Source organism: Sandarakinorhabdus sp., assembly GCF_031422795.1.
Classification (GTDB): Bacteria; Pseudomonadota; Alphaproteobacteria; order Sphingomonadales; family Sphingomonadaceae; genus Sandarakinorhabdus.
Map to the genome: position 1 here is coordinate 1 of NZ_JANPML010000322.1, position 9200 is coordinate 9200.

Genomic DNA, 9200 nt, shown 5'->3' on the forward strand with positions numbered 1-9200 from the left:
TCCACCACTTCGCCGGCAGCGATGCGGTTGATCAGGGTTTCGGGGAGGCGCCTGATAGAAGATTTGGGAATGGGCACCGCCGTGTAATAGGGGCAGTTGGGCGCAGTGTCATCTGCCCAGCGTTCCACATTGGCCTTGACCCTTGCAGAATCGGCCATTCGAGGCCAAAGCCGGCTGATTGGTCGCGCCCGCTCGCGAATCCCATTCTTGTGCCCTAAAACCCTCCAAACCTGGTAAAAGCCCCGATATGTCGCCCTTCAGCCGGATGTTTTCCTTCCTGTCCCAGGATATGGCCATCGATCTGGGAACCGCCAACACGTTGGTCTATGTGCGGGGACGCGGCATCGTGCTCAACGAGCCAAGCGTGGTCGCCATCGAGACCATTCGCGGCAACAAGATCGTGAAAGCCGTCGGCAACGAAGCCAAGGTGATGATGGGCCGCACCCCCGGCAACGTCGAGTGCATCCGCCCGCTGCGCGATGGCGTGATTGCCGATATCGATGTGGCCGAACAGATGATCAAGCACTTCATCAAGAAGGTGCAGACCAGCCGCTTTGGCCGCTATCCCGAAATCGTCATCTGCGTGCCGTCGGGTTCGACCAGCGTTGAAAAGCGCGCCATCCGCGACGCCGCCAACAACGCCGGCGCCACCCAGGTCTATCTGATCGAAGAGCCGATGGCCGCTGCGATCGGCGCCGGCATGCCCGTCACCGAACCGATCGGTTCGATGGTTGTCGATATCGGCGGCGGCACCACCGAAGTCGCCGTGCTGTCGCTGAAGGGCCTGGCCTATACCACCAGCGTGCGTGTGGGCGGCGACAAGATGGATGAAGCCATCATCAACTATGTTCGCCGCAACCACAACATGCTGATCGGCGAAGCCACGGCCGAGCGCGTCAAGAAGGAAATCGGCACCGCCAAGAAGCCGGCCGATGGCATTGGCGAGACCATTTCCATCAAGGGCCGCGACCTGATGAACGGCGTGCCCAACGAGATCTTCATCAACCAGGGCCAGATTGCCGAAGCTCTGGCCGAACCGGTGGCCACCATCGTGGAAGGCGTGCGCGCCGCGCTGGAAAACACCCAGCCCGAACTCGCCGCCGATATCGTTGATCAGGGCATCGTGCTCACCGGCGGCGGCGCCCTGCTGCGCGATCTGGATGTTGTGCTGCGCGAAGCCACCGGCCTGCCGGTCAGCGTCGCCGACGAACCGCTCACCTGCGTTGCCATTGGCACCGGCCGCGCGCTGGAAGATCCGATGTATCGCGGTGTGCTGATCACCGCCTGAACCGCTGCCCGCAACCATTGATCGACTAGGGACCCATGGACTGGACTCCCGCCCCTCGCCGCCCCTCCGCCATCAGGCGGGAGCAGAATCTTGCGCTGGTTTCGGCTGTGGTGTCGGGCGGCGTGATTGCGGCCGGGCTGATCCTGCTGCTGGTGGCGCGGGTCAATCCCGAAACCGCCAACGGTGTGCGCGCGGCGGCCACGGATATCGTTGCGCCCCTGTGGTCGGTGGTGCGTGCGCCGATCGATGGCGCGGCCAAGCTGGGCGGCGATGTCGGCGATTATTTCGGCGCGGTTTCCCGGGCCGACCAATTGGAAGCCGAACTCGACAAGGCCAATGCGCGGCTGCGGGCCGCCCGCAACGGCCAGCGCGAACTGCAACAGTTAAAGGCCCTGATGGCGGTGCGCGAACCGGGTCGCACCGTGCTGGCCACCACCCGCATCGCGGCCGCAACGTCGGGCAGCGTCGCCCGCACCGCCATGCTGGCCGTGGGCAGCAGCATTGGCATCACCCGCTACATGCCGGTGATTGGCGCTGAAGGCCTGGTTGGCCGCACGCTGGAAGTGGGCCGCCAGTCCGCCCGGGTGCTGCTGCTCACTGATCCGCTGAGCCGCGTGCCGGTGATCGTCGAGCGCACTGGCCAGGCCGGGCTTGCGATTGGGCGCAATCTGCCCACCCTGCTGCTGACTGATCGCATCGGGCCGGAACTGGCGCTGTTGGTTGGTGATCGCATCGTCACGTCCGGCGATGGCGGCGTGTATCCGCCCGGCGTGCCGGTGGGCGTGGTGGTTGATCCACGCGCCGATGGCCCGGTGATCCGCCTTGCTACCAGCCCGCTGGGCGGCGGCTTTGTCACGGTGGAAACCAGCTGGCTGCCCATTCCCGAGACCCAGCCGCAGGGCCCGGTGTTTGATGCACCGGTGCCGGTGGAAGCCCGCACCCGCGGCGCGCCGCCTCCGCGCCTGCGCACCAAAGAACCAGCGGCAAATTGATCCCGTGATCGCCAGCCCGCCACCCCCCGCATTGCTGATGACCCCGGATGAACGCCGGCGCTGGTTGCTGTCGCTGTGGCGGTTTGCGGTGCCGGCGATGGTCAGTGTGGTGATGCTGGTGCTGATGCTGGCACCGCTGCCATTGAGCGTGCCGGCGATGCCGCACCTGGCGCTGATGGGCGTGCTGGTGTGGGCGATGCTGCAACCCGTGCTGATGCCGCCGTGGGTGGCCTTCTGCATCGGCATGCTGGCTGATCTGCTGTTCGGGCAGCCGCTGGGCGTGAATGCCACGTTGTTTGCCATCGCCACCGGCGTGATGCGGATGACCGGCCAGGTGTTCGGGCGCCATGGATCGATGTTCGATTGGCTACTGGTGGCAAGCGTCTTGCTGGGTTTTTCGCTGCTCACCGGGCCGCTGATGGCGCTGGCCGGGCGACCCACGCCGGTGCTGCCGCTGTTGTGGCAATGGCTGACCAGCGTGGCGGCGTGGCCGCTGGTGGTGCGCCTGTGTGCCGCCATTCAACGCAAGCTGGCGTCTACCGCACCCCATTGGCGCCATGGATGATCCGGTTCGCCGCATGGCGTTTTCGCGCCGCGCGTTGCTGCTGGGCGCGGGCATGGCCGGCACCGGCGTGCTGCTCGCCGGGCGCATGGCCTGGCTCGCCGTGTTCGAAGGCGAGAGCTATCAGCTGCGCGCGCAGGAAAACCGCGTTCAGGATCGGCTGATTCCGCCCCGGCGCGGCTGGATCGTCGATCGCCACGGCAAACCCATCGCCATGAACCGCCCGGATTACCGGCTGGAACTGCGCCCGGCCGAAGTGGAAAACCTTGACGCGACGCTGGTCGCCATCCGCGCCGTGCTTGAAATCGATGTGGCCGAAGACGCCCGCATCCGCGAAGATTTGCGCTCCCAGCCCAGCTTCATGCCGGTGGTGGTGCGCCAGAATCTTAGCTGGCGGGAATTTTCCGCCTGCAACGTCCGGCTCGCCACCCTGCCCGGCGTCACCCCGGTGCAAAGCTTCTCGCGCTTCTACCCTGAGGCTGATCATTTCGCCCACCTTGTCGGCTATGTCGGCGCCCCGACCCCGGAACAATATCGCGAGGAGAAAACCCCGCTGCTGATCTATCCGGGCTTTCGCATCGGCAAGGACGGGATCGAGCGCTTTGCCGATCGGCAGCTGCGCGGCACCGCCGGCTCGTCGCGCGTCGAGATCACCGCCCGCGGTGAACTGGTGCGCGAACTGGGCACCAATGCCGACAAGCCCGGCGACACCCTGAAGCTGACCATCGATCGCGACCTGCAGGATTATGCCGCCCGCCGGCTGGGGGACAATTCGGCCAGTGTCATCGTCATGGATATCGTCACCGGCGATGTGCTGTGCATGGTGTCGATGCCGGCCTATGATCCCAACATCTTCTCGCGCCGCGTGCCGGCAAAACTGTGGAACGCCCTGCAAAAAGACGATCACACGCCGCTGTTGAACAAGAGCGCCATGGGCCTTTACCCGCCCGGTTCGACCTTCAAGATGGTGACCACGTTGGCAGCGTTGGAAGCCGGCATCGATCCTGCCGATACGGTAGGCTGCTCAGGCAAATACCGGCTGGGCAACAACACCTGGCACTGCCACGCCCGGCGCGGCCATGGCGGGGTCAACATGCACCGCGCGCTGCCGCTGTCTTGCGATACCTATTTCTATGCCATGGGGCGCCGGGTGGGCATCGATGCCATCGCCGCCATGGCGCGGCGGCTGGGGTTGGGCCAGGAATATCCCTTGCCGCTGCCCGGTCAGGCCGATGGCATCGTGCCCGACAAGGCGTGGAAACAGCGCCGCTATGGCCCTGATCCCAAAAAGGGCGACTGGCGCGAGGGCGAGACGCTGAACGCGTCAATCGGCCAGGGCTATATCATCACCAACCCGTTGCAGCTGGCCGTAATGACGGCGCGGCTGGCCAGCGGCCGCGAAGTGATGCCGCGCCTGATTGCCGATGGCCCGGCTGCCGACTTCCCGTCGCTGGGCATCCCCGATTGGCACCTCGATCTGGTGCGCCAGGGCATGGTGGACGTGATCAATGCCGGCTATGGCACCGCCCGCGCCGCACGCAGCCCGATCGGCGACGTGCTGTTTGCCGGCAAGACCGGCACGGCCCAGGTGCGCCGGATTTCGGCAGCCGAACGCAAGCGCGGCGTGATCCGCAACGAAGCGCTGCCGTGGAAACAGCGCGACCATGCGTTGTTCGTCGCCTTTGCCCCGGCCGATGCCCCGCGTTATGCGTGTTCGGTGATCATCGAACATGGCATCGCCGGCGGCCGCTATGCCGCGCCCATCGCGCGCGACGTGCTGAGCTTCCTGTTCGAGCCGCAGCGGGCACTGGCCGTGCTGCCACCGATCGAGGCCGAAGCCGCCCGCCTGCGTGCCCTGCGCCTGCAGAATGAAGCCGCCGCCAGCATCGCCAGCGAAACGAAAGCGATGATGCCCAGCTGGCTCAAGCTCGACATCAAGCCGCCAGAATTCGAAATCGCCGATGCGGACGCGCCGCAGCCGCCCCGCGAACCCGAATAGCGCCGATGGACCTGCTCAACGGACCCTGGCGCCGCGAACTGGCCCGCCTGCCGTGGGGGGTGGTGCTGCTGGTCTGCGCTCTCGCCGGCTTTGGTCTGGTCGTGCTCTATTCCGCCGCTGGCGGCTCCCTGAACCCGTGGGCGCTGAAACAGGGGGTGCGCTTTGCCATCCTGCTGATCGGCGCGCTGGCACTGGCGCTGGTGCCGCCCGAACGCTGGCTGAGCTTGGCCTGGCCGATCTATTTCACCTTGCTGGCGGCACTGGTGGGCGTGGAACTGGCCGGCGCCGTGCGCGGCGGCAGCCAACGCTGGCTCGATATTGGCATCATGCAGTTCCAGCCATCGGAAATGATGAAACTGGCCATCGTGCTGGTGCTGGCGCGTTATTATCAGTATGTGCCAAAGGGTTATGAAAGCCGGCCCGATGTGCTGATCCCGGCACTGGCGCTGATCGCCATGCCTGTCGGTCTCGTCATGCTGCAACCCGATCTGGGCACGGCGCTGGCCATCATGTTCGGCGGGGTGGTGATGCTGTTCCTCGCCGGTGTGCGCATGTGGCTGTTCGGCGCGGCGACTGCGGCGGTGGCGGCGATGCTGCCCGTGGCGTGGAGCATGATGCATGATTATCAGCGCAAGCGGGTGCTGATCTTCCTCGATCCCGAAAGCGACCCGCGCGGCGCCGGTTATCACATCACCCAAAGCAAGATCGCCATCGGTTCGGGCGGCATCAGCGGCAAGGGCTTCCTCAACGGCACCCAGAGCCATCTGGATTATCTGCCCGAACTCCACACCGATTTCGCCTTTGCCACCATGGCCGAGGAATGGGGCCTGATCGGCGGCCTGTTCGTCATCATCCTCTATGGCCTGGTGCTGATGTGGGGCATTCGCACGGCGATCAATGCCGGCAGCCAGTTCCAGCGCTTGCTGGCCCTTGGCCTCACCGCCACATTGTTCTTTTATCTGGCCATCAACATGATGATGGTGATGGGCCTTGCACCAGTTGTTGGCATCCCGCTGCCGCTGATCAGCTGGGGCGGCAGCGCGATGATGACGGTGATGATCCTGCTGGGCGTGGTGATGGGCATCGCCCGCGTCAACCGTCCCCGGTTTGATTGATCGCGGGTCGTTTGCGACGGCTTCACAAAAAACCGGTTTACAACCCCCCACCCCCCTGCTAATCGCCCGCTCCCGACCGGTCGGCTCCGCCGCCCGATCTTACGCTTTCGCAGCGTTTGGACGTATAGCTCAGTCGGTAGAGCAGCTGACTCTTAATCAGCGGGTCCCAGGTTCGAGCCCTGGTGCGTCCACCATCATTTCTTCAATATCCCGATTAGCCCATGCGGTCGCGCAGGGCGTACCAGAGCATGCCGAGCACGTGCAGGGGGCCGCGCAATAGCGAGCCGCCGGGAAAGCCCGAAGGGGCCACCGCCGCGAACTGGTGGAAGCGGCTGCTCTCGCCCATTGCAGCCTCGGCGAGCAGCGCGCCGCCGAGGGTGGAGAGCACTGCGCCCTGACCGGAATAGCCGTGTGCCCACAACAGCGGGCCATTGCGGCCGATATCGGGCAGGCGGCTGCGGGTGATGGAGACAAGGCCGCCCCAGGCGTGAGTGATGCCAACGCCGGCCAGCATCGGGAAGCTGCGTTCAAGGAACGGCCGCACGAACGCGGCCATATCGGCCGGCGGGTGCGGGCTGTAGCGTTCGCCGCCGCCGAACATCAACCGGCCATCAGGCGTGCGGCGGAAATAATTGACGACGAAACGGCTGTCGCTCACCGCCTGATTGCCGGGGATCAGGGCGGCGCCGCCATCGGGCAGCACATCGGTGGTGACGATATAATTGGCCACCGGCATGATGCGGCTGTGGACACGGGCGTTGAGCGGCCCGAGCAGCGCATCGCCGGCCACGATGGCCTGCGCGGCGGTAACGATGCCGGTGGGCGTGTGCAGCTCTACGCCCCCTGCCCGCCGTTCCAGCCGCGTGACCGGGCTTGATTCATGCAGGCGCGCGCCGGCGGCCGCAGCGGCACGGGCGAGGCCCAGCGTATAATTCAACGTGTGAAAATGGCCGCCGCCAGCATCAAGCAGCGCGCCATGGCTGGGGCTGGCGACGGCTGCCTGCGCCGCCGGCGCGTCCAGCACCGACAGGCCGTGATAGCCCAATCGCGCTGCCGCCTTGGCCTCGTGCGCGAAATCATCCTGATCACGTTGCCGCACGGCGGTGGTGAGGTGGCCGGTGAGCGCCAGATCGCAATCGATGCCGTGCTGCGCCACCAGATCAACCACCAGATCGCGGGCCGACAGCGCGAGGTGGAACAGCGCGCCGCCGCGTTCCGCGCCAAAGCGCGCCACCAGATCGGCAGCGCCCAGCCGCAGACCGGGGATGATCTGCCCGCCGTTGCGGCCTGACGCGCCGTGACCGATGCGCCCCGCTTCCAGCAGCACCACGCTGGCGCCGCGTTCGGCAAGATGCAGCGCCGCCGACAGCCCGGTTGCGCCACCGCCGATGATGGCGACATCGGCCTGGGTGTCGCCGGCCAGCGCTGCGTGAGTGGGTGCAGCATGGGCCGTCGCCGCATACCAGCTGGCCGCGAAGGCGAGGCTGTCGTTCACACCTTCAACAGCAGATGGTCACGCTCCCAGCTGCTGATCACGCCCTGGAAAGCTTCCAGTTCGGCCGCCTTTATGGTGGTGAAGCTGCGGAAGAAATAATCGCCGAGCAGCGCCCGCACCGGATCGCAATCGTTGAAGCGTTCCAGCGCCGCCTCCAGGCTGCGCGGCAGCGTGCGTTCGAAGTTGTAGGCGTTGCCGGAGGTTTTGGGCGACGGTTCCAGTTCTTCGGTCATGCCCAGATAGCCGGCGATCAGCGTGGCGGTCATCGCCAGATAGGGGTTGGCGTCGGCACCCGGCAGCCGGTTTTCAACGCGGCGGTTGTGGCGATCAGTGATCGGAACCCGGAGCCCGCAGCTGCGGTTGTCGCTGCCCCATTGCACGTTGATCGGCGCGCCATGATCGGGCCGCATCCGACGGAAACTGTTGACATTGGGCGCGAACATCGGCGCCAGTGCCGGCAGATAGCCTTGCAGCCCGCCCACGAAATGGCGGAACAGCGCCGCATCGCTGCCGTTGGCATTGGCGAACAGATTGTGACCGTCGGCGAGGCCCACCACCGATGTGTGCAGGTGCATGGCGCTGCCGGGCTGATGTTCCATCGGCTTGGCCATGAAGGTGGCATACACCCCGTGTTTCAGCGCCACCTGCCGCACGATGCGTTTGAACAGCATGACCTGATCGGCCACCCGCACCGGATCGCCGTGGACGAAATTGATTTCCAGCTGGGCGGTGCCGGCTTCATGGATCATCGTGTCGAGATTGAGATCGGCCGCTTCGGCATATTCGTAGATCGCCTCGATCAGATCCTCATGCTCGGTGATGGCTTCGAGGCCATAGGGCTGCGACGAGGTTTCGGCGCGGCCCGAGCGCCCGGCTGGCGGAGTCAGCGGAATATCGGGATCGGGGTTGGGCGCAGTGAGATAGAATTCCAGTTCCGGCGCCATCACCGGCTGCCAGCCGCGTTCTTCATACAGCGCCACCACCCGTTTCAGCAGATGGCGCGGCGAGGAGGCCCAGGGCGTGCCATCGGCATGATGCGCATCGGCAAACACATAGGCGGTTGGCGTCTTGAAGCCCGGCGCCACGCACAAGGTGGCCGCATCAAGCCGCAACACCATGTCCGGATCGGAATAGGCCTCCACATGTTCATCAACATCGGCATATTGGCCGGTGATCGTCAGCGAGAACACCGATGATGGCAGACGCAGCGCGTTGTTGCGGGAAAACTGCACCAGCTTGGCGGCCGGAAACACCTTGCCGCGCAGCACGCCGTTCATGTCGGGCACCAGGCATTCCACTTCGGAAATGCCCTTGTCCCGCACCCAGTCACCAATATCGGCCATGATGGCCTCCCTTATAAAACGCGCAACGCCGGCTCGGCCTCGTCCAGCGCCGCAGCGATGATGTCCACCATCCGGTCGATCTCGGCATGGCTGATGATCAGCGGCGGGCTCATCACGATCGAATCCTTCACGCCGCGCACCATCAAGCCATTGGCGATGCAGATATCCCGTACCACGTAACCGGCCTTTCCGCCCGCACCAAAGCGCCGGTTGGTGCCGGGTTCCGCCACGATTTCCACCGCCGCGATCAGGCCCAGACTGCGTACTTCGCCCACCAGCGGGTGGCGGGCGAGTTCGGCAAGGCGCTGCGCCAGATAGGGGCCGCTGTCTTCCCGGGTGCGGCGGATCAGATCCTCGCGCTCGATGATCTCCAGGTTCTTCAAGGCGACGGCCGCCGCCGTTGGGT

General features: G+C 65.6%; 8 protein-coding genes and 1 tRNA gene. 6 read left to right on the forward strand and 3 right to left on the reverse strand.

Annotation, left to right across the window (positions count from 1 at the left end; translation table 11 throughout):
* Positions 1-247: 247 nt before the first annotated feature.
* The 6 genes from RMO81_RS11645 (at position 248) to RMO81_RS11670 (ending at position 6150) form a co-directional block, all read left to right on the forward strand.
* On the forward strand, positions 248-1288 hold the full coding sequence (locus tag RMO81_RS11645; protein WP_310476049.1) for a rod shape-determining protein: 1041 nt from the start codon (positions 248-250) through the stop codon (positions 1286-1288).
* A 35-nt stretch (positions 1289-1323) separates the two neighbouring features.
* Positions 1324-2280 (forward strand): rod shape-determining protein MreC, encoded by a 957-nt coding sequence (mreC, locus tag RMO81_RS11650; protein WP_310476050.1) that lies wholly within the window; start codon positions 1324-1326, stop codon positions 2278-2280.
* 37 nt (positions 2281-2317) lie between these two features.
* Positions 2318-2845, forward strand: coding sequence for a rod shape-determining protein MreD (gene mreD / locus RMO81_RS11655; RefSeq protein ID WP_310476051.1), 528 nt, complete (start codon positions 2318-2320; stop codon positions 2843-2845).
* Complete coding sequence (gene mrdA, locus RMO81_RS11660; protein ID WP_310476052.1) at positions 2838-4841, forward strand: penicillin-binding protein 2; 2004 nt, start codon at positions 2838-2840, stop codon at positions 4839-4841. Before mreD ends, mrdA begins: the two co-directional genes overlap by 8 nt.
* 5 nt (positions 4842-4846) lie before the next feature.
* Entirely contained in the window at positions 4847-5956 is a 1110-nt protein-coding gene (gene rodA, locus RMO81_RS11665) for a rod shape-determining protein RodA (protein WP_310476053.1), read from the forward strand.
* A 118-nt stretch (positions 5957-6074) separates the two neighbouring features.
* A tRNA-Lys gene (locus RMO81_RS11670) sits at positions 6075-6150 on the forward strand.
* Between the two features lie 20 nt (positions 6151-6170).
* Here the strand turns inward: RMO81_RS11670 and RMO81_RS11675 are convergent.
* From RMO81_RS11675 to RMO81_RS11685, 3 genes are all read right to left on the reverse strand, one after another.
* Complete coding sequence (locus tag RMO81_RS11675; protein WP_310476054.1) at positions 6171-7451, reverse strand: FAD-binding oxidoreductase; 1281 nt, start codon at positions 7449-7451, stop codon at positions 6171-6173.
* Positions 7448-8794 (reverse strand): glutamine synthetase family protein, encoded by a 1347-nt coding sequence (locus RMO81_RS11680; protein ID WP_310476055.1) that lies wholly within the window; start codon positions 8792-8794, stop codon positions 7448-7450. The genes RMO81_RS11675 and RMO81_RS11680 overlap by 4 nt, the downstream gene beginning before the upstream one ends.
* 11 nt (positions 8795-8805) lie before the next feature.
* On the reverse strand, positions 8806-9200 hold a 395-nt coding region (locus tag RMO81_RS11685), incomplete at its 5' end, for an aminotransferase class III-fold pyridoxal phosphate-dependent enzyme (RefSeq protein ID WP_310476057.1).

Coding starts and splice junctions, on each gene's coding strand:
- mrdA (WP_310476052.1), top strand. CDS start 2,838: ATGGATGATCCGGTTCGCCGCATGGCGTTTTCGCGCCGCGCGTTGCTG.
- rodA (WP_310476053.1), top strand. CDS start 4,847: ATGGACCTGCTCAACGGACCCTGGCGCCGCGAACTGGCCCGCCTGCCG.
- mreC (WP_310476050.1), top strand. CDS start 1,324: ATGGACTGGACTCCCGCCCCTCGCCGCCCCTCCGCCATCAGGCGGGAG.
- RMO81_RS11680 (WP_310476055.1), bottom strand. CDS start 8,794: ATGGCCGATATTGGTGACTGGGTGCGGGACAAGGGCATTTCCGAAGTG.
- RMO81_RS11645 (WP_310476049.1), top strand. CDS start 248: ATGTCGCCCTTCAGCCGGATGTTTTCCTTCCTGTCCCAGGATATGGCC.
- mreD (WP_310476051.1), top strand. CDS start 2,318: ATGACCCCGGATGAACGCCGGCGCTGGTTGCTGTCGCTGTGGCGGTTT.